Here is a 17,596-nt window from a genome sequence, read left to right as displayed (position 1 = left end):
CTCTATTCTACAGCCGATACGAAACTTATCGAGTTGACTCGTAGCGTGCATTTACTGCACGATTCGTCGCCTCCCAAATTTCGCTGCGCGTCGTATCGGGCTCAAGGACCACGACCTGTCCGGCGTGTGTGGTGAGTAATTCCATTAAGGTCGAACGGTTGCGAAATGCCAACCGCGCAAATATCGAACCATCTGATGCCACCGCTGTGGCGAATGGGTGATAAGCACCGATGACATCCCGGTATCGATGGGTCGCATGGACCACGACGGTTAGTGATTCTGAATCGGTCATCGGAGTGAGAGCGTCGTCAACAGCCTGATGCGCGGTGGGCTCGAAGCGCTCAGCAGTGACCGATGCCGCCCCGATCCGATCGAGACGGAACGTGCGCACGCTTTCTGTACTACGACACCAGGCCCGAACGTACCCATGACCACCGGCATATAACAGCTTGAGGGGTTCGATGGCCCGGGTCCCGATAGTTCCGGAGGACTCCGAATAGTAACTCATGGACACGACTTGCTGCTCTTGAGCGGCCCGATGCAAGATTTCAGCGATTTCGTCGTCTTTGCCCAAGCTTAGGTCCGGGTGCACAATAGGATCCGGTGAGCCGACCTGCGGCGCAACGGCCTCAATGGCATTACGCAATTTGGTTTCTAAGGTGCGGGCGGCCGCTCGCTGACGCTGCGAAATTCCTGGAATGGTAGGCACCGCGCTGAGTCCAGAGATCAGACCCAGAGCTTCTGGGGCGGAAAGTTGCCAGGGCTGAGCCAACAGCTCTGCGTTTGCGATCTGAACCGGGTCAGCCAATGGATCGATCTCAAACTGCCGGCCCGCGAAATCGGTTTCGGGCATGCCCCAGAACTGCATTGCTTGCAGGTCCTCGGTGAGGGTGGTGTCGTCAATACCAAATCGTTGCCGTAGGTCTGCCCGTGGCATAGTCCCACCGTGCTGATTGACGACCGCCACCAGACCAAGACGGCGCGCAATCACATCTTTGTCCCTGGTCCGTCGCCGGGTTCGAGCCACCTTTTGCAGCTTCGGCACAGTTAATGGGCTCGCGCCCACGTGCGCATCTCGAACAATCGCGAGAATATCAGCAACCAGTTCCGCTAACTCAGGGCTGCGCTTTTGGTCTACTTGCGCCAAGGTGGTCAAGGACGCGACGCTGGCGGCAGTTTTCAGCGCATCCTGGTACGTCAGGTGCAATAGCTCCCAACCGTTGCGTTGCTCAATTGCTTGTGCCCGAACGCGCAGGCTTGACGGAGTGTTGTGGCGCAACCACACATAGGCATCTGTTTGGGGTTGCTGGAGATACAATCGCTGACGGATCGCCTCGATGTCGAAGTCAGCGGGACGCATGGAGGCGTTCGAAGCGACCGAAATCGCATCCGCTGACAGTGGGGTGATGGTTTTCGATTCTATGCGACTGAGTTTGAACAGCCGCTCGTCGTGGCGGTCAAAATCCCACCCCACCATATACCACTGCTGGTGGGCCATCAGGATCGCCCAAGGACGCACATGTCGCTGCACTATGGCTTCACTACCTGCAGTGCGATACCGGAATTTTACCGGGGTTTGCTCCCGGGCTGCCGTCACCAAGTCGGTCAGGAGCCGATGTGACATCTCAAGTTGGGCTCCGACCACGGGTGGCGTGGTGGGACGACTGGCTGTGATCCGGGCGAGAGCGGTATGGATGGCATCTTCGATGGGCGTTTTCATCCACAAGGCACGAGCCTGGTGTAATGCCAAGACTTCATCTTCGGTCAAGCTCAGGTCGGGTAAATACAGCCGGTCACCATCTATGCGATACGTGCCGTCGGTGTTGAGATCTTGATCCCACTCGACCGGCACTCCGATGGTGGTCAGGACCTCTTTGTCGCGGGAAAACTGGCGTTGTTTTGCGGCCGTAGAGGTGTCGAGATGATCATAGAGGTAGCTGAATATCTCCGCTTTGGTGCGACCGGTCGCTCCGGCTTCTAACAGAAGCCAGAGCAGCGAAACGATGCGTTCCGCGGACCGGGACACGGTTAGCGGACCTCCACCAGATCAACCACGAAAATGAGCGTCTCATTTGGCCCAATATCTGTACCTGCTCCGGTTTCGCCGTAGGCCAGGTGCGGTGGAATCTCAAGACGACGACGGCCACCAGCTTTCATGCCCAGCAGGCCTTGATCCCAGCCCTGGATGACCTGTCCGACCCCAGCGGTGAAGTCCAGCGGTTCGCCACGATTCCAGGAAGCGTCGAATTCTGCTCCGGTTGACCATGCTACCCCGACGTAGTGACATGAGATAGGGCTTCCGGGGGTCACGGCCTTGCCGGTGCCCTCAATGATGTCTTCAATAACGAGATCTTCGGGTGGGGTATCGCCGGGGAAATCGATCTCTGGGCGGGTGCGGTCCAGTTCGCGTTTACCAAATGACATAGGGTCTCCTCTGTTGGGGCAATAGCAGTGGGTTATTCAGCTGTTATGGGGTCTGCCGAGTGCAAGATGTCGATCACAAAGACCAAGGTTTCCTCTTGTAATTCGTGCTCATCTCCACCGTAAGCGAGTTCAGGAGGAATCGACATGATCACCTGTGAGCCGACCTGCTGGCCTTCAAGTCCTTCTTGCCACCCAGTGATCAGTTGTTGGAGTTCGAATTGGGCTGGTCCACCAGTGTTGTCGGGGCCCCATGAGGAATCAAATTCTTCTCCATCTGACCATTTAATGCCGCGGTATTGGATGGTCACATAAGAGCCGGACTGTACTTCGGGTCCGTCACCGGCTTTGAGTACGTCCACCACAAGTTCTTCGGGTGCTTCACCTTCTGGTTCGGCGATAATTGGGGCTTGCGTCTCTTCGTCGAGCGTGACTTCGGGCAGTGCGTCATTCAGTTCAGCCGCCGCAACGGGTTCCCCGGTTGCATGCGTTGGCACGGTATCTTCGATGGCGATGATATTCAGGTAGGCGGGGGTGTCTTGGCCCAGCGTATCGGCGGGAAGATAATAGGCCAGATCTGAACCCGTTGGAGCTCCCACCAGAGCCTCGTAGGCCTGTGGGTTTTGCGACTCAAACTGTTCCGATAGCTGCAGCGTTTGTCCCCCGAGGTCGAAGTCGTGGGCATTGACCTCTTCGTTCTGAATGTCAATGTCTGCGCTGAGAATATGCAGCAGGTCGCCCTCTTCGAGGGGCTCCCCGTCACCTTCGGAAATCAACCACGCGGCCGGTTCGTCCATAGTTAGCTCACCGTTGATTTCGACTTCTTCGGTATCTTCCGAAATTACGTACGTGATCTCAACGTCAGGGGCTTCGGCGTTGGCCTGGGCGTCGTTTTCATCGTCACCGCCGCAAGCGGTGAGGCCTAAAGCTGCGCTAAGGAGGACACCCGTGAGCGTCACGATTTTGGACCGGCTGTGTTGAGTTGACATGAATTTCCTTGTGTGTGGGTTATGCACCGTTGAGTGGCCAGCTCAAGCGACTTTAGCAAACAGATCGTCAACGATTGAAATGTCTGTTTCAAATGCGTCGCGAATATATAGCGTGTGCATCGGATGGTTGTTGAGTTTCATATGCGTCCAGTCCATGGAGTACTCCATGCCCAACGCCCGGGCTGTTTCGATAAACCGGTGGCGAAGCAACGCTCGGGTTGTTGCCGGTGGATTATCGTGCGCGGCATCGACTTGGGCGTCAGTCAGAAACCTGGCCGCCGCTCCCCTAGCCTCCAAGAGGTTAAATAAGCCGCGTTCGGGGTGGATGTCGTGGTAGGCCATGTCCAGTTGTACTAGGCGGGCCGCATCCCAGTCCAGCTGATGCTTGTTCGCATAGGCGGTACAGAACTTATGTTTGATGGCCCAATCAATTTCGGTGTCGATCGACGAAAAATTCTGGGTCGCAATCGCGGTGAGCGTGCGTTCCCATAAATCCATGACCTGTTCGAGGTGGTCGTGATGGTGACCCTGCTGGGCAAGGAAATCCTTGGCGGTTTGGAAATAAAATTCTTGGATTTCCAGCGCCGTCATGGTTCGGCCGTCGGCTAACTCGAGTGGCGTATTGCCGGTGAGGTCGTGAGAGGTTTGCCGGATAGCACGCACCGGATGGGCTAACTGCAGGTTGCGCAAGGGTTTACCCGACTCGATAATCCGCAGCAATAATTCGGTGGTACCGAATCGAACCAGCTGGGTGGTTTCAGACATGTTGGAGTCCCCGACGATTACGTGGAGACGTCGGTACTTGGTGGAATCAGCGTGGGGCTCGTCGCGGGTATTGATCATGGGTCGAGCCCGGGTTGATGAGGAGGAAATCGCCTCATGCATGTAATCGGCGCGTTGAGAGAACGCAAAGTGTGGTTCGGACCGCGTCGGGAATTGGTCAGCTAACGGTAGCGCGCTGGGATCTTTGATCACGACCCCATTGCCGGCGATCAGCTGCCGGGTGACTAAAAACGGGAGCAGCGCTGAAGTGAGTCGCCGATACTGGGTGGTGCGCTCGATCATGTAGTTTTCGTGGCTGCCATAGGAATTACCCAGCGAGTCGGCATTATTGCGATACAGATATACGTCCCCGTCAAATCCGTCATCTGCCATAGCCTGTTGGGCCTGGAGCACCAGTTGGTGCATGATGGCATCGCCGGCGGAATCTGAGGCAATCAGTTCATCCACTCGGGTGGTTTCTGCGGTCGCATATTCGGGATGCGACCCGACGTCTAAATAGAGCCGGGAACCATTAGGAATGAACACATTGGAAGAATTTCCCCAGGCCACGACCGGTTTGAACATGTAGCGTGCGACCTCGTCGGGCGCGAGCGGTCGTTTCGTGGGATGGACGGTGTGGAGGCCGTATTCGGTTTCTACACCCATGATGCGGGTATCCAAGAGGCCTCCTATAGCGCCTGGGGATCGAGTCGGCGAAATGCTCGGTGGGTCCCCCGAATGGTTTGGGGGTCACGATCCAACAGCGCCAACTCTACGTGGGTATCCGTGGTGCCAAGCACCCGTCGGATCGTCGCAATGGTATCAGTGAGCTCGCCCGGTTCGTCGCCGAGCTCGGCTTCTAATTGCTGCCGAAGTTCTTGCTCGTTGCCGCCCAACACCAACAAACCATCGTGTTCGAGCAGTGTGCCATCGAATCCAATTTGGTATAACCGGTCAGCTGCGGGCGTTTGTCCGACTTCGGCCACCCCGATTTCGACTTCAAATGGCTTAGCCCCGGATAAGAACAGTTCACCCAGGGTCTGGGCATACATGTTGGCCAGGCCTCGAGCGGTGACATCGATGCGTTCGTAGGCGTAACCGCGGGTGTCGGTGTATCGAATACCAGCTTGGCGTAGCGCTTCGAACTCGTTGTAGCGTCCTACAGCACCCCACGAGATTCGGTCATAGATCTCGGACAGTTTGAACAGTGATTTCGAGGCGTTATGGGTCAGTGACACAATGCCTTCGACGGTTGAGGCAAACACGACCGGTTGACCGCGACGGATTCCTGCGCGGGCAAAATCCGCCCGATCTTCCATGTGTTGCTGAGGTGAAACATAGATCGGTGGCTGCATTAGTTATGGCCCTCCAATCCTGCGACACGCTCAGCGATAACAGCTTGTTCGACCTGGGTGACACCGGCTCCGGTGACCACATATACCAGGGGGTAGAGATCCCGGCGCGGATCTGGCCCAGCGGTGCCTGCATCCGCCTCGGCGGCGTCGATAAGCGCTTGCAGGCTCGCATCGATGGCTTGTTCTTGCGATGCCTCAGCGGACCACAAGCGTTTCAGCGTAGTGGCAGCGTATGGCGAGCCGGAACCGATCGAGGACCAATGACGTTCTTCGAACCGGCCGCCAAGTGCGTCATAGGAGAAGATCTTCGCGTCATCGGTACCGGGCGTGACGCCCGCAAAGACTGGGACCGCAGACAGCCCTTGGAGCGCGTGCGGTAGTTGATTCCGAATCAAAGTCGATAACCGATTGGCTTTGCCCGTCAGGCTCAACTGGGTCCCTTCCAGCTTTTCGTAGTGTTCGAGTTCGACCGCAAACAACCGAGCCAAGTCCACGGCGAATCCTGCGACCCCGGCCACCCCGATCAGCGAGTGTGAATCGGCAGCAAAGACCTTCTCCATGGTCGATGACGCAATGCGGTTCCCGACGGTGGCTCGACGATCGCCAGCCATGACCACGCCGGTAGCAAAGCTTAGTGCGGTGATGGTCGTTGCTTCGGCGATATCGGGGCGCTCCCCCGTGGCTTGTGGCATCAAGTCGGGATGCTGGTGTTGTAGGTGGGCCACAAAGGAGGCGTCCATCCCGAGCGGTGTGTTGGGCGAAATCATGGTTGGCGAGTGTGGTCTTTCTAGGAAACGACAGGAGAAACTGAGCGGGCCAGGAGGTTACTGGCCGCCCTTTTGCACGAAACCTTGGACGAATTCTTCGGCGTTGACCTCTAAGACATCATCGATTTCGTCTAAGAGCGAGTCGAGGTCCGAAGTCTGTGCGGCAGCAGCACCGGCTGCTGGGGTTCCTCCAGCTGGCGGATCTGGTAGGTAGTTATCCTCAGCACGCTGTTGGGCTTGGCGGCGTTGTTCTTGTGCCATGCTGGGCTCCTTTCATTAGTGGCAGTGATCAGTCCGTGGTGGCTCTATACGGTTGTAACAGCTCGAGTAGTTGCGCTATTTCCGCACGATTTGCCTCAGTGTCGTCCAAATTGAGCTGGGGCTTTTCGGGGTGCAGTAGACCATTGTGCGCTTCTTGGGTTCCTTCCAGTGGCTCCAGCAGGTAGAACCGGTGGATTGGTCCGTGCCGGAAGGGGCGGAGTAGCACTGACTCCCAGGATACGCCGGCTAAGTGCGCACCAAAACGGTCGATGAGCCGCCCACGAGTCCAAGCGCGTGTGGTGGCCGGTGGCAGGTCTATAGCCTGCTGGATGTGCTCTTCAGATACAAGGGTGCGCATCGCTCCCTTCGCCACCAGGGTGTTATATAACCCCTTGTCCTGCCGTAGATCGGCCCACTGTAAGTCCAGCATCGCCAGCTTCGCGTTGTCCCAGGTCAGTCCGTGACGTTCGCGCATGCCGTTGAGAAGTTGATATTTCGCTACCCAGTCGAGTCGATCAGCCAGTTGCATGGGATTGTGCTCGAGTAGCTCAAGCACCTCAGCCCACGCATTGACGACCTCGACACTTTGGTCATCGTCGATATCGTAGCGGTCAAGATAGTCCCGGGCTGCCTGTTGGTAGATGCGTTGAATGTCGATGGCCGTCATCCAGCCGCGCCCATTGACTAGCACCTGCGTTTGTAGGGTCGGATCGTGGGAGATTGCTTGGAGCGCTTTGACGGGTTCGGCCAGTTCCACCATGGGCAGCTCGCCAAGCTCGATCATCGCCAGCACCAGCGAGGTCATTCCCACCCGAAGCCAGGTCGAATATTGGGAAAGGTTTGCGTCACCGATGATGACGTGCAGGCGCCGGTAGGCGTCAGGTTTGGCGTGCGGTTCATCGCGGGTATTGACGATCGGGCGACGAATCGTGGTTTCTAAACCTACTTCTTCTTCGAAGAAGTCCGCGCGCTGGGAAATTTGAAAACCAGGGTGCTGGTTGAGATTACCTATCCCCACCCGACCCGCACCGGTGATGATCTGTCGGGTAGTAAAAAACCCGATGATATATTCCGTCAATTCATCAAAATCCAGTTCTCGGGCGACCAAATAGTTCTCATGGGCACCATAGGACACGGATTTAGAGTCGGTATTGTTTTTATACAGCAGCACTTGCGGCGCGCCTTCGGAGACACCGATGTGGTCTGCTGCCTGCTGGGCAATCCGGTCGCCTGCCTGGTCCCAGATCACCGCGTCCAGCGGGTTCGTGGTTTCCGGTGAGGAATACTCCGGGTGCGCATGGTCGACATAGAACCGGGCACCGTTGGGCAGGATTAGGTTGACCAGCATCTGGATTTCCTGCCCCTCGTCATTGACCAACACTTGATCGGTCAGTTGACTTGGATGCGCGGTCGAACGGGGCATCTGCCAACCGCGAGCGTCACTGAGCGGGGACTCTTCGTTATAGTCCCACTCGGTGCTGGCAACATGCGTGCCCTCTGAGGCAAGTTTATGACCGTAGGCGTTGATGAGTTCTAAAGAGAGAACTGAGTGTGAAGCCTCTGGGTGTGCGGGTGCGTGGATACCGAACTCCGTCTCTAAGCCGACGACACGGTGCACGCCGTAACCCACTGTAGGACGGCCAAATTTCTCGGCCAGCTCGGCCGGAATCAGTGTCGGTGCGCTCATGGTGTGGCACCATCCTGCAACACCCGCAACGCAATAGCTTGACCGCCGCGGTGGCCTGCCAACCGTAGCCACTGTTGCGGCGCCGATGTATCGGGCAGATCGAGTTGCTGAGCTTTTTCTTCCCGGACCGCTTGGAGCAAGTGTCGGGTTTTGAGTCCTTTCCCGGCATGCCGGTCAGTGTCCAGTGCCTCGAGGTGATCCTTAATCGCCAACCGTTTGGCCCGGTCGACAATGTTGGCGATGGTCGCACCCGAGACGAAGTCTGCAAAGTACAACACCTCGGTGGTCCCGTCGTGATAGGTGACTTCCACGAAGGCGTTGGCGGCATTGCGAGCGTAGAGTGCCTCGACGGATTCTTCGATCATATGTTCCAACGCACCGGAAACGCTGCCGTGTGTAACAGTTTCTTCGGGGTGAATCGGGATGTCTTTGGTCAGATAGATACCAAAGATTTCTTCAGCTCCTGTGGCATCGGGACGATCGACTCGAATTTTTACATCGAGCCGTCCCGGTCGCAAGATCGCTGGATCAATCATGTCTTCGCGGTTGGAAGCACCGATGACGATGACATTTTGTAAGGCTTCTACCCCATCAATCTCTGCCAGCAGCTGGGGCACGATGGTGGTTTCGACATCAGATGAGGTGCCACTACCGCGGGTACGGAATAGGGATTCCATTTCGTCGAAGAAGATCACGACCGGATACCCATCTGAGGCCATGTCTCGTGCTCGCGAGAAAATGGTGCGGATGTGGCGTTCGGTTTCACCCACGTACTTATTGAGTAACTCCGGGCCTTTGATATTCAGGAAGTAGGAGTGGTCTACCCCATCGGCCCGTTCGGCTAGGGACTGCGCCACGGCTTTGGCGATGAGAGTTTTGCCGGTACCTGGTGGCCCGTAGAGCAGGATGCCTTTGGGTGGCTCCAAGTTATGTTCGTAATACAACTCTGGGTGGAGAAAGGGTAATTCCACCGAGTCCCGGATCTGTTCGATTTGTTTCCCTAGACCGCCGATATCGTCGAAGGTCGCGTCTGGGACTTCTTCCAACATGACGTCTTGGACATCGGAAATATCCAACACTTGGGTGGCGTAACCCGAACGGTAGTCCACGAGCACAGCGTCCCCGATGCGGATCCGTTGGTCCTGGAGGGCTGCGGCGCGTTTGACGACGTGTTCATCATCGGAGCGGCCCACCACGACCAACCGTTGTTGGTCCAAGAGTTCCTTCACCCGTCCGGTTTCACCGGTGGGGCTAGCTCCCAGCACCGCCACGATTGACAGGCCCTCATCCAGGAGTACTTCACTACCGGGAGTCACAGCTTTTGGGTTCAGTAGCGGGGAGATGTGGGTGCGCATTTTGCGTCCCGAATACAAGATGTCTGCACTGGGTCTAGCTGCTGCGGGCAGCTCAAGATCGGGGTTATGTTCTCGTCCGGGGTGGACTTCTAGGACGGTGCCGAAACTGAACGGGGGTTGGGCGTTGTCGGCGATGGAGTCTTTGAGCGTGGTGATCTCATCCCGGGTCAGGTTGAGGATGTCAACCATACGTCGGTTATTGCGTGCAGCGGTATCAAGGTCCGCCCGCAGTTGCCGATTATCTTCCACCAGGGTGGCAAGCCGACGCCGCGTCGAATCGTATTTGAGCCGCAAATCGTTATGTACCTGGGCAGATACGGATTCCCGGGGGGTTTCGATCGGCGTGTTGTCAGCCAAGCTAACGCTACCTCCAATAGTCCATGGTTACGTGCTCAATAGTCTACGCGGCTTCGTCGAGTTCGTGGGGTGTTTATGCCCCTTGCTCATCGTCTAGTGGCGAATTCTGCAGCGTCACATCAGGTGCCAAGGATTCTGTTGCTCGTTGCGCTTGGGCTTTGGATTGCCGGACAGCTTTCTTGGCGCGCTTGGTGGTCGGCTCACGGTGGCCGTGCTCTTCGGGGCGCCACTTTTCGGCTTCTTCAGGCGTCCAGATATCCATGTCTTCTTGTTTGAAGGTTTTGATACGCCGGCGTAATTCGAGGCCCTCCTGCCCCAGGGCCAAACGACGAGCCATGATCAAAAATCCGGTGTGTCCGACCATGCGGTGCTGCGGCCGGACCGCCAGTCCGTCCAAGTGCCAACCGCGAACCATCGTCTCGGAAGCTTCGGCCGCGGTGAACCGTCCGTCGTCCCGGATGGCTTCGTGGATGCGTGACAGCTGGGTAGCGGTGGCGACATAATTGAGCCATACTCCCCCGGGTCGCAGCAAAGTTGCGACCGTATCAACGACTTCCCAGGGGGCTAACATGTCCAACACGACGCGGTCGATACTGCCTGGTTCGTGATCCTTGAGCGCTTCTTCTTGGACATCTCCCAGGGTGATGGAAAACGCCGGATGTCGTTGGCCGAAAAAAGTCGTCACGTTTGCTTCAGCGATTTCTGCGAAATCCGCGCGACGTTCATAGGAAAACACGTGGCCTTCTTCACCGACGGCACGCAGTAATGAGATCGACAGGCCGCCGGATCCCACCCCGGCTTCCAACACTTTGGCACCGGGGAAAATATCAGCCATATGCACGATTTGGCCGGTGTCTTTGGGGTAGATGACGGTCGCACCCCGCGGCATGGACAGCACATAATCGGAAACTAAGGGACGCAGCACCTGGTATTCAAACCCGTGGGTATTTTCTATCACGACGCCTTCTGGACCACCAATAATCTCATCGTGGTGGAGCACGCCGTGTTGGGTATGGAACGATTCGCCTTCCAACAGCGTGATGGTGTGTAGCTTGCCGCGCTCATCCGTCAACTGCACACGCTCTCCGGCACGCAATGGGCCCCGTCGAGCTAAGGCGCCGATCGGTTGGGTGGAATCCCCCGAGGTAGTCATGTCATAGTCCTTTCAAAAAACTGGGTCTTAGGCGTGGAGGCGTCTGGCCACGAGGTCCGGATCGACGATGCCAATGATCCGATGTGGAATTTCGGAATCGTCAACAACTCCGATGACTTCGTCCGGAAACTCCATAAAACGGTCGAACAACTCATCAACGGCATCCCGGGCGCTGATACGTGCCGCGGGATTGACTCTCCGGGACACCACACTGACCGGCAACTGCCAAGATCCCCGGGGGACTCCTGACAATGCGCCAACATCAACGATGCCAACCAGCTGTTCGTGCCCAGTCGTGTCGGAAATATCGAGGACCGCGACCGGAAGTTGTTCATATTCAAATCCGGGACGGGTCCCGGTGACGAGCGGGATGAGTTTAGCAATGGATGCATCGGACAGGATGGTGCGGACCGGGGTCATCAGATCGGTGATTCGCATCCGTTCTGCGACCATCTGCAGTTCTGCTGCCCGGATCGCACTGGTGGCGGCTTGCCAGAACATGGTGCCAATGAGTGCGGCAATCACCAGCCCAAAGATCCAGGGCTCTCCGGTTGCTAACCATGGCACGAGTACCACACCGACGACTAGCGCTATGACGATGAAGCGTCCGGACCAACCAGCTGCCCGCATGCCCCGTGCGCGTGAACCGGTGGCCGCCCACACCGAGGATTCAACGACCCGTCCCCCATCGAGTGGATGACCGGGTAACAGGTTGAATATCCCGATCAGAAGGTTCGTCCATACCGTGAGGTTCAAAACCACCATGGTCGTGCCGGTGGGGTCGAGCAAGACCTGTAGTAATAACCAGGCCACCCCTGCAATCACGAGGTTTGATATCGGCCCGACGATCGCTACGGTCAGGGACCGAAGGGGGGTCTGTGGTTTGCCGGTGGACGAGTGTTGATAGATGGTCACCCCGCCCCAGAAATTGAGTGTGACTTCGTTGACTTGCCAGCCGAAAGCCATCGCCGCCAAGGCATGAGCTAGCTCATGGATCAGGACGGTCCCGAACATGATAAGCACAAAGAAGGCGGAGACCGCCCAGGTCCATGCGGTGGTGGCACCCGGCAGTGCCTGGGCAAAGGTAGGCTGGAACACCACCATGATCAGGGCCGCAAAGATCCACCATGACCAGCTGACATAGATTGGTACGCCGGCCACGGAGGCAATCTTGAGGCCCTTTTTGGAGGTCATGGCCGGGCTCCGTCCTTCTGGTCGTTGACTAGGTATGTGGTTAAACTCTGCCACATTTTCGCCGACCTACCGTCGTGCGCTGCCGGGTGCGCCGGGTTTGCGCTGACGGCGTGGTTATGTGCGTGTTGCGGAGTTAGCTAAGCTGGAGTGACTAGGTTTTGTTGAACGTATCGAATGGATTGTATGTCTGATTTTTCTGGTACTGACCAGAGCTTCTTGGGCTGGTTGACACAGTACACGCCAGCCCTGTCGGGCCGGACGTCTCGTCCCGCTCGGATTCTGGTCGCTGCGTTTGAGGGTTGGTCCGATGCAGGGGATGCGGCCACCGATGCGGTCGAGGAAATAGCCCGCCAGACCAATGCTGAACTCATTTCGGAACTGAACCAAGATGAGTACTACGACTACCAGGTCACTCGCCCGGTTGTGACGCGCAATGCTGACGGTACCGGACAAGTTGATTGGCCTCGCACCAGAGTGTTTCATGCGTTGGCTGGACAGGCCCACCCTGATCAGCCTGAACTGTACTTTGTGCTGGGCACGGAGCCCAGTTTGCGGTGGCGTCAGTTTGTCAAAGAAATCCTTGACGCGGCTGAACAGTGGGATATTGATGCTGTAGTTGTTACGGGGGCACTGCTGGCTGACGTACCGCATTCACGTCCGCTGACGCCGACGAAATCCTCGGCTTCACAAGCGTTGCGCGATGCGCTCGAAGGCTATCTCAAGCCAACTTATGAGGGCCCCACCGGGATCACCGGGGTGCTGACTGACGCGTCCGCAAATCGGGGCTGGCCCACCATCGCCACATGGGTCACCGTGCCGCATTATGTGGCACAGTCGCCCTCCCCCAAAGCGCAGCTTGCCATGGTCCGGGAACTCGAGGACTTGTTAGGTCTGCGACTGCAGCTGAAAACCCTGGCCGATGATGCCGCCGCGTGGGAACGTGGCGTGAACGAACTCGCGGCCGAAGATCCTGACGTGGCCGCTTATATCCAACAGTTGGAAGAGGCCCGAGATACCGAACAACTCCCCGAGGCCTCGGGCGAACAGATCGCAAAAGAATTCGAACGCTACCTCAAGCGCCGTGACGAGGACGGCGGCGGGTCAGCCACCCGTGGTGGTGGCACCCGCTAACCGTCCCCGGAGGGCTCCCCAGCAGATCAGTACAGCTTGATCCCCAGCAGCGCGTCGAGCGCGATCATCACGCTCACCGCTGGCAGGTTTTCGGCGCGCGGTGTGGCCTGTGCGGTACGTTCCTGGGCCCACCGATCGATGGCTTGGAGTGCCGCGGGCGCGTTGAGGTCGTCCGACAGTGCAGCAAAAATCTCCTGGGTGAGGCATTCAGCATCACCGAGCTGTTCACACGCCAGGGCATCACGCCAGGTTGCGATCCGTTGGGTCGCAGCCGCCAGGGCTTGATCGGTATAAGACCAGTCACTGCGGTAGTGGTTGTCTAACAGTAAGGTCCGAATGGCCATCGGCGATTCACCGCGGGCCACAAGGTTCGAGACCAGCTCCAGGTTCCCCAAGGATTTGGACATTTTCACGCCATCTAGGCCAACCATGCCCGAGTGAACGTACAGTTGGGCCATCGGTTGCTCGGTGACCGCTGTGGCATGTGCAGCCGAAAATTCGTGGTGCGGGAATCGCAGATCTGAGCCGCCGCCTTGGACCGTGAACGGCACAGGCAAGGTGTTGTGCGCAATCGCCGAACACTCCACATGCCAGCCCGGTCGGCCAGCGCCCAACACGTCGTCATGCCAGTAGGGTTCCCCGTCGCGTCGCGCAGACCAGACCAGCGGATCCAGTGGGTTGCGTTTGCCGGCACGTTGCGGATCGCCGCCGCGTTCGGGGAAGAACTCCGTCATTTCCTCCTGGGTGTGGGCCCCGATGGCACCCAGCCGCCACGGCGTGAGCTTTTCGGCGGCATCGATGGAGAAGTAAATGTCGCCGTCAGGGTTCTGTGCATCACCGGGCACCGTGTAGGTGACCCCTTCATCGACCATTCGGCGCACGAGTGTGCGAACCCAATCGACGGTCTCGGCGACACCGAGATAATGCGACGGTGCCAGCACGTTCAGATGTTGCATATCCGACCGGAACAAATCGGTTTGTTCCTCGCTGAGTTGTTGATAATCGATACCCAACTCGTTGGCGCGTTCGAATAACGGATCGTCCACATCCGTGACGTTTTGGGTGTAGGTCACCCGGTAGCCGGCAGCGACCCAGTAGCGATACAGCAGATCGAACGCCACATACGTATTGGCATGCCCCAGGTGCGTGGCATCGTATGGGGTGATGCCACACACGTAGAGGGTCGCGTGATTATTTTTGACCTGCACTCGCTGTTTTTGCTGGGTAGCGGTGTCAAACAGCCGCAGCTGGTCGTCCTGCACCGGTAGCGCTACCGGGAAGGGGGTGATCCACGATTTCATGAAACCTCTCAAGTTCCGTTGAATAAATAACAATCCGACGGGTCGTCACGCCGTTAGGCGTTAATGGCCCCAAGGCCGAGCAAAATATAGAGGGCCACACCGAGTAGGATGCGGTACCACACAAAGATTTTGAACGAGTTGTTGGTGATGAAGCGCATCAGCCAGGCGATGACCGCGTAACCAATCACGAATGCGACGATGGTGGCGACGAAGGTCTCCCCCATCCCATAGGCGGCGTTCGGGTCTGGTTCAGCGATGGATTGGGCCAGTTTGTAGAAACCGGAGGCGAACACGGCCGGCACTGCCAGTAGGAAAGCGTAGCGAGCTGCGGCTTTACGGGTATAGCCCAGCGCCAGACCCATGGTGATCGTACCGCCGGAACGTGATACTCCCGGAATCAGAGCAAGTGCCTGTGCAAGACCGTAGAGAATACCGTCGCGCCAGGAGAGCCGGGAAATGGGTTTGATCTGACGGCCCCAGGTATCAGCCATCGCCAAGATGACGCCGAAGACGATCAGCATGGTGGCAACTAACCACAGGGAACGGAAACTGGTGTCTATATAGTCTTCAAAGAGCAGCCCCAACACGGCGATGGGGATGGAACCAATGATGATCAGCCACCCCATCCGCACGTCTGGATCGGTGTGGGGCACCTTACCAACGATCGCCCTGCACCACTGGGTGATAATTCGGGTGATGTCCCGCCAGAAGTACAGCAGCACGGCCAATTCGGTACCAATTTGGGTGATGGCAGTGAATGCCGCACCAGGATCGGCTGCACCGGGTAGGAATTCGCCGACGACGCGTAAGTGGGCCGAGGATGAAATCGGCAAAAACTCCGTTAGACCTTGGACGATGCCAAGGATGATCGCTTCAATCCAGTTCACCTGGTCAACCCTACGACACTCACGCGCAAGTTTTGTGAAGCTACAGCTGGTTGAAGCTGCTAGTCGTCGCTGTCGTTACCATCTTCTTGCTCGTCAGCGGCGTCGATGTCGATTTCGTCATAGTCATCTTCATCGTCGAAGTCATCGAAATCAGGGTCATCGTCATCGTCGTCTTCATCTTCAAAGACTTCCAGAGGTGTGACTTCACCGGTGGCATCGTAGAGGGCGTCTTCATAGCCTTCAAACGCGTCAGCCAGTGCGTAGTACGCGTGTTCGAGGGCGGGATCATCATCGCCTCGTTTATTGGTCGCCGCAGCGAGATGTTCTTGCAGTGCGGACACAAGGGCCTCTAACGAAACGCGTGAATCGGTGCTCATAGGCTCTAGGCTATCTTGGTTTGTCACAGGTGACCACACTTCTCGATTCTGGGTACTCGGCCTGCTGCGAAACGGACGAGCTGGTACGTTCCGATTCTTGCACAACCTGACTACAGTAGATGACATTGTTTTGTATTTGGTCATATGCCGCTAGGAGGCCCAACGAGTGCGAGAGACTCCGATTGCAAGTCGTGTTGATTCTCTAACCCGCAAGCATGCTTGGGAATATTTGGTCATCACCGTTGCCCCCAGCGAGTCATTAGCTCAGGCTCGGCAGCGGCTCGTTGAGCACGCCGAATACGGCCACTGGGAGCTGCAGCGGACGTTGTTATACAAGGGTGGTACCCGACGATTCTGGTTGCGCCGCAAAGCCATCAAAGTCGAGTCCACCCTCGTGATGATCTAGCTGCGCTTAGTTTTCAACTGGGCCTAGACCGAACGTCGCGAAGGTGTTGTGGGCGGATTCGTCGTCTGATGGGTGATAGACGCCTGCCATCACATCTCGATACAGTCGGGCGATTTCTTCGCTGCGGTGATAGCCCGCCCCGCCCGATGCTTCGAACGCGTAATCCACTTGTGCTTTAGCCACTCGTATGGCCGAGATCTTATTGGCAACTAGACGTGGAAACCATTCATTGCTGTAATCCGTCAGATTCGTAATGGCCTCGGCTAGCCCGGTGAGTTGCTGGTCTTGAGTCATCTGGCGCAGAATCGCTTCCCCGTGTTTGTATCGCAGGATCGGGTCTTGCGATAGTGCGGTGCCCTGCACCTGAGATGTGCGCTGATGTAGTTTTTCTGCAGCGATCTCAACGGCTCGGTCTCCGATGCCCGCATAGACTGCGGCAATAAACGTCAGAAACGACGCAAAGATCCCAAACGTCAGCAAGTCTTGGTTCGGTTCAGTGGGGAGGCGGCGGATGATCCGTTCGGCTGGTACCACTGCCCCATCGAGGTGTGTAACGAAAGAGTGCGTGGCCCGCATGCCGAGCATGTCCCACCGGGAACCCTCGGCTGACGTGTTGCCTTCGTCGCGATCGAGGATGGCATAGACCAGTTCTGACCCATCAGGGGTCTTGCCAAACACGCCGAGTCTGGTCCATACCGGGGACAGCGTGGTGAAGATCTTCGTGCCGCTAAATTTCACTGAGCCATCGGCTTGATCTTCAGCCAGAGTGTTGGAGTCGAAGAGCACGGCATCATTAGCTGCTTCTGAAATCCCAAAGGCATAGATCTGCCCGGCCGCAGCGTCCTGGAGAATGAAATCTAGGTCGTGATTGCCGTGCGCTCGGAAGATCGTTGCAACACCGGACCAGATCAAGTGCATGTTCACTGCCAGTGCTGTGGCAGGGGCATAGCCGGCGAGTTTCTTCTGTGCATCCACCACCGCTGCAAAATTCCACCCCAATCCCCCATCCTCGACTGGCGTCAACGCGGCAAGATACCCGGTGTCTTTGAGCACCTCGAGATCTTGATAAGGAAATTCGTTCCGCTCATCGAAACCGGCGGCGCGGTCACGAATGCCGTCTAATACGTCATCGGTGAGCACCGCATCGATATCTTGTTGGTAACGCGAGAAGGGCAAGCCCATAATGGAAAACC

The 17,596-nt window shown here is 57.2% G+C and carries 17 protein-coding genes; 2 read left to right on the top strand and 15 right to left on the bottom strand.

Annotation, left to right across the window (positions count from 1 at the left end):
- Positions 1 to 25 precede the first annotated feature (25 nt).
- From J2S62_RS07115 to J2S62_RS07065, 11 genes are all read right to left on the bottom strand, one after another.
- The gene (locus tag J2S62_RS07115) at positions 26 to 2,026 is read right to left on the bottom strand and encodes a helix-turn-helix transcriptional regulator (RefSeq protein WP_310173030.1); all 2,001 of its coding nucleotides are present in this window, start codon (positions 2,024 to 2,026) and stop codon (positions 26 to 28) included.
- A 2-nt stretch (positions 2,027 to 2,028) separates the two neighbouring features.
- Positions 2,029 to 2,424, bottom strand: a complete 396-nt coding sequence (locus J2S62_RS07110; RefSeq protein ID WP_310173026.1) for an FKBP-type peptidyl-prolyl cis-trans isomerase — start codon at positions 2,422 to 2,424, stop codon at positions 2,029 to 2,031.
- Between the two features lie 32 nt (positions 2,425 to 2,456).
- A complete protein-coding gene (locus J2S62_RS07105; RefSeq protein ID WP_310173025.1) occupies positions 2,457 to 3,410 on the bottom strand; it encodes an FKBP-type peptidyl-prolyl cis-trans isomerase in 954 nt (317 codons plus the stop codon).
- Between the two features lie 42 nt (positions 3,411 to 3,452).
- Positions 3,453 to 4,838 (bottom strand): Pup--protein ligase, encoded by a 1,386-nt coding sequence (gene pafA / locus J2S62_RS07100; protein ID WP_310175770.1) that lies wholly within the window; start codon positions 4,836 to 4,838, stop codon positions 3,453 to 3,455.
- Positions 4,839 to 4,861: 23 nt separating this feature from the next.
- Entirely contained in the window at positions 4,862 to 5,527 is a 666-nt protein-coding gene (gene prcA / locus J2S62_RS07095) for a proteasome subunit alpha (protein WP_310173023.1), read from the bottom strand.
- On the bottom strand, positions 5,527 to 6,294 hold the full coding sequence (gene prcB / locus J2S62_RS07090; protein WP_310173021.1) for a proteasome subunit beta: 768 nt from the start codon (positions 6,292 to 6,294) through the stop codon (positions 5,527 to 5,529). The genes prcA and prcB overlap by 1 nt, the downstream gene beginning before the upstream one ends.
- 57 nt (positions 6,295 to 6,351) lie before the next feature.
- Positions 6,352 to 6,555 carry a ubiquitin-like protein Pup gene (locus tag J2S62_RS07085; RefSeq protein WP_310173018.1) on the bottom strand — a complete coding sequence of 68 codons (204 nt, stop codon included), beginning with the start codon at positions 6,553 to 6,555 and terminating at the stop codon, positions 6,352 to 6,354.
- A gap of 28 nt (positions 6,556 to 6,583) precedes the next feature.
- Positions 6,584 to 8,242, bottom strand: coding sequence for a depupylase/deamidase Dop (dop, locus tag J2S62_RS07080; protein WP_310173015.1), 1,659 nt, complete (start codon positions 8,240 to 8,242; stop codon positions 6,584 to 6,586).
- Positions 8,239 to 9,954 (bottom strand): proteasome ATPase, encoded by a 1,716-nt coding sequence (gene arc, locus J2S62_RS07075; protein ID WP_310173012.1) that lies wholly within the window; start codon positions 9,952 to 9,954, stop codon positions 8,239 to 8,241. Before arc ends, dop begins: the two co-directional genes overlap by 4 nt.
- A gap of 73 nt (positions 9,955 to 10,027) precedes the next feature.
- Entirely contained in the window at positions 10,028 to 11,107 is a 1,080-nt protein-coding gene (locus J2S62_RS07070) for a tRNA (adenine-N1)-methyltransferase (protein WP_310173009.1), read from the bottom strand.
- A gap of 27 nt (positions 11,108 to 11,134) precedes the next feature.
- Complete coding sequence (locus tag J2S62_RS07065) at positions 11,135 to 12,301, bottom strand: site-2 protease family protein (protein WP_310173008.1); 1,167 nt, start codon at positions 12,299 to 12,301, stop codon at positions 11,135 to 11,137.
- A gap of 183 nt (positions 12,302 to 12,484) precedes the next feature.
- On the opposite strand from J2S62_RS07065, the gene J2S62_RS07060 reads away from it, so the two are divergent.
- A complete protein-coding gene (locus tag J2S62_RS07060) occupies positions 12,485 to 13,432 on the top strand; it encodes a PAC2 family protein (protein ID WP_310173005.1) in 948 nt (315 codons plus the stop codon).
- 26 nt (positions 13,433 to 13,458) lie between these two features.
- Here J2S62_RS07060 and mshC read toward each other — a convergent pair whose 3' ends face one another.
- The 3 genes from mshC to J2S62_RS07045 are packed head-to-tail and all read right to left on the bottom strand — an operon-like array spanning position 13,459 to position 15,997.
- Positions 13,459 to 14,733, bottom strand: coding sequence for a cysteine--1-D-myo-inosityl 2-amino-2-deoxy-alpha-D-glucopyranoside ligase (gene mshC, locus J2S62_RS07055; RefSeq protein ID WP_310173003.1), 1,275 nt, complete (start codon positions 14,731 to 14,733; stop codon positions 13,459 to 13,461).
- Positions 14,734 to 14,786: 53 nt separating this feature from the next.
- A complete protein-coding gene (locus tag J2S62_RS07050; RefSeq protein ID WP_310173000.1) occupies positions 14,787 to 15,620 on the bottom strand; it encodes an undecaprenyl-diphosphate phosphatase in 834 nt (277 codons plus the stop codon).
- A 59-nt stretch (positions 15,621 to 15,679) separates the two neighbouring features.
- Complete coding sequence (locus J2S62_RS07045) at positions 15,680 to 15,997, bottom strand: hypothetical protein (protein WP_310172998.1); 318 nt, start codon at positions 15,995 to 15,997, stop codon at positions 15,680 to 15,682.
- A gap of 166 nt (positions 15,998 to 16,163) precedes the next feature.
- On the opposite strand from J2S62_RS07045, the gene J2S62_RS07040 reads away from it, so the two are divergent.
- Positions 16,164 to 16,403, top strand: a complete 240-nt coding sequence (locus tag J2S62_RS07040; RefSeq protein WP_310172995.1) for a DUF5703 family protein — start codon at positions 16,164 to 16,166, stop codon at positions 16,401 to 16,403.
- A 6-nt stretch (positions 16,404 to 16,409) separates the two neighbouring features.
- Here the strand turns inward: J2S62_RS07040 and J2S62_RS07035 are convergent, their stop codons facing one another.
- On the bottom strand, positions 16,410 to 17,585 hold the full coding sequence (locus J2S62_RS07035) for an acyl-CoA dehydrogenase family protein (protein WP_310172993.1): 1,176 nt from the start codon (positions 17,583 to 17,585) through the stop codon (positions 16,410 to 16,412).
- Positions 17,586 to 17,596: the final 11 nt, after the last annotated feature.

The sequence above is a fragment of the Enteractinococcus fodinae genome (genome assembly GCF_031458395.1).
Lineage (GTDB): Bacteria > Actinomycetota > Actinomycetes > Actinomycetales > Micrococcaceae > Yaniella > Yaniella fodinae.
Note: the sequence above shows the minus strand (reverse complement) of the source record. Positions and strands in the feature narration are given on the sequence as shown.

Coding starts and splice junctions, on each gene's coding strand:
- J2S62_RS07065 (WP_310173008.1), bottom strand. CDS start 12,301: ATGACCTCCAAAAAGGGCCTCAAGATTGCCTCCGTGGCCGGCGTACCA.
- J2S62_RS07060 (WP_310173005.1), top strand. CDS start 12,485: ATGTCTGATTTTTCTGGTACTGACCAGAGCTTCTTGGGCTGGTTGACA.
- prcB (WP_310173021.1), bottom strand. CDS start 6,294: ATGATTTCGCCCAACACACCGCTCGGGATGGACGCCTCCTTTGTGGCC.
- mshC (WP_310173003.1), bottom strand. CDS start 14,733: ATGAAATCGTGGATCACCCCCTTCCCGGTAGCGCTACCGGTGCAGGAC.
- pafA (WP_310175770.1), bottom strand. CDS start 4,838: ATGGGTGTAGAAACCGAATACGGCCTCCACACCGTCCATCCCACGAAA.
- J2S62_RS07035 (WP_310172993.1), bottom strand. CDS start 17,585: ATGGGCTTGCCCTTCTCGCGTTACCAACAAGATATCGATGCGGTGCTC.
- J2S62_RS07070 (WP_310173009.1), bottom strand. CDS start 11,107: ATGACTACCTCGGGGGATTCCACCCAACCGATCGGCGCCTTAGCTCGA.
- J2S62_RS07110 (WP_310173026.1), bottom strand. CDS start 2,424: ATGTCATTTGGTAAACGCGAACTGGACCGCACCCGCCCAGAGATCGAT.
- dop (WP_310173015.1), bottom strand. CDS start 8,242: ATGAGCGCACCGACACTGATTCCGGCCGAGCTGGCCGAGAAATTTGGC.
- J2S62_RS07085 (WP_310173018.1), bottom strand. CDS start 6,555: ATGGCACAAGAACAACGCCGCCAAGCCCAACAGCGTGCTGAGGATAAC.
- J2S62_RS07045 (WP_310172998.1), bottom strand. CDS start 15,997: ATGAGCACCGATTCACGCGTTTCGTTAGAGGCCCTTGTGTCCGCACTG.
- prcA (WP_310173023.1), bottom strand. CDS start 5,527: ATGCAGCCACCGATCTATGTTTCACCTCAGCAACACATGGAAGATCGG.
- J2S62_RS07105 (WP_310173025.1), bottom strand. CDS start 3,410: ATGTCAACTCAACACAGCCGGTCCAAAATCGTGACGCTCACGGGTGTC.